The 1,813-nt window shown below is 52.5% G+C and carries 1 protein-coding gene; it reads right to left on the bottom strand.

The features are described from left to right. The coding region (gene topA, locus RMO35_RS07835) for a type I DNA topoisomerase (protein WP_309739987.1) at positions 1-1,282 on the bottom strand (1,282 nt) is incomplete at its 3' end. Positions 1,283-1,813 lie beyond the last annotated feature (531 nt).

Below are 1,813 nucleotides of genomic sequence, written 5' to 3' on the forward strand. Positions count from 1 at the left end.
CGGAAGATCGGAATCCAGCGTTCTCGACCTGTAAATCGACGCTGAGCTGCGTTTGACGAGCATCGGCCATTTGGGAAGCAACCGTCCGTTTCCATACTAGGTCGTAAAGTTGCAATTCTTTGGCACTAAGTCCGGTTTCTCTGGGCGTGCGAAAGCTACTCCCTGCAGGGCGAATCGCTTCGTGAGCTTCTTGAGCGCCTTTAGATTTGGTGCTGTATTGACGGGGTGTGGGGCTGAGATATTCTTGTCCGTATTTTTCCAGGACGCAGGAACGGGCGGCTTCGATCGCTTGGGCGGATAGACTGACCGAATCTGTCCGCATGTAAGTGATGTAACCTTGCTCGTACAAGCTTTGGGCGACGCGCATGGTTTCTCGGGCGGAGAGTCTGAGCTTGCGGTTGGCTTCCTGTTGGAGGGTAGATGTGGTAAACGGCGGCGCGGGTTTGCGGGTGACGGGTTTTTCTTCTAATCCTGTGACCGTCCAGGTTTTATCCTTGAGGCTTTCAACTAATGCGCTGGCTTCGGCTCCATTGAGGATTTTGACTTTTTTACCCGCTAGGAGATTGCCAGTATTCGGGTCGAAATCTGCCCCGGTGGCAACTTTTACGCCATCGACTGTTACCAGTTTCGAGTCAAATTCAGCTTTGTTATGGGCGAGTAGAGCTTTGAGATCCCAGTACTGAGCGGATCTAAATGCTCGCCGTTGGCGTTCTCTAATTACTAATAATCTGACGGCGACCGACTGGACTCTCCCCGCCGACAAGCCGCCAGCAATCTTCCGCCACAGTAGCGGCGATAGGGTATAACCGACTAATCGATCGAGTATCCGCCGCGTTTCTTGGGCGTGGACGATCTGCTCGTCGATGTTACGGCAATTTTTGAGTGCCTTCTGGATCGCTTCTTTGGTAATCTCGTGGAATACCATCCGCTTGGTCGGTACCTTGGGATTGAGCAGTTGCAATAGGTGCCAACTGATACTCTCGCCTTCGCGATCTTCGTCCGTCGCTAGAATCAGTTCTTGACAGCCTTTGAGCGCTGTTTTCAATTCCTGGACGATCTTGCGCTTGTCTTTGGGGATGATATACAGCGGTGCAAATCCCGATTCGACATTGATGCCCAAGTTTGCCCACTTTTCGGATTTGTATTCCGCTGGAATTTCTTCAGCGGAGGGTGGCAAATCGCGGACGTGTCCCATGGACGCTTTTACCACATAACTCGATGGCAAAAACTTACTGATGGTGCGGGCTTTAGTAGGAGATTCGACGATGACGAGAGTTGACATAGGGGCGTTTGGATGTCGTCGGAAGTTGGTGAAAAATTTAGGGGTGGTGAGTTTCTGTGCGATCGCAGCTACTATTGAGTCAAGTTCAGGTATATTTGCTAATTTGTCAAGTGGCAAGTTAACAATTCTGGCAGCGTTATCGCCAAACCTGATGGCTCGATCGGCGATTCTCCTCCGGAGCGACCCAAATCACGCGGAGGTTTGTCTTGTCTCGCTGCTTGGTGCGCTGTCTTGACCCAAACGCACGCTGAGGGAACCTCAGCGCGATTTGGGTCGCTAAACCCTCGGCAAAGCCTACGTATCGCGCATCCGCTGTCTTGAAAAGGTGCTTCACTTGCGGCGGTTTTATTCGGAGGTTCCCTCCGAATAAAAAAACCGACAAGACAGGGGAAACCCCAAGAACGCACTTTTCGCAAACCGTCGGGGAACAGAGGCGTGCGCGAGCCGCTCCGACCCATGTGTTTGGGTCAGCGATTCGCGATACGTAGGGTTCCCCGTTCGCGCAGCGTCTCCGAAGGAGAGGGTTTAGCG

It is taken from the genome of Chamaesiphon sp. OTE_20_metabat_361, assembly GCF_031364565.1.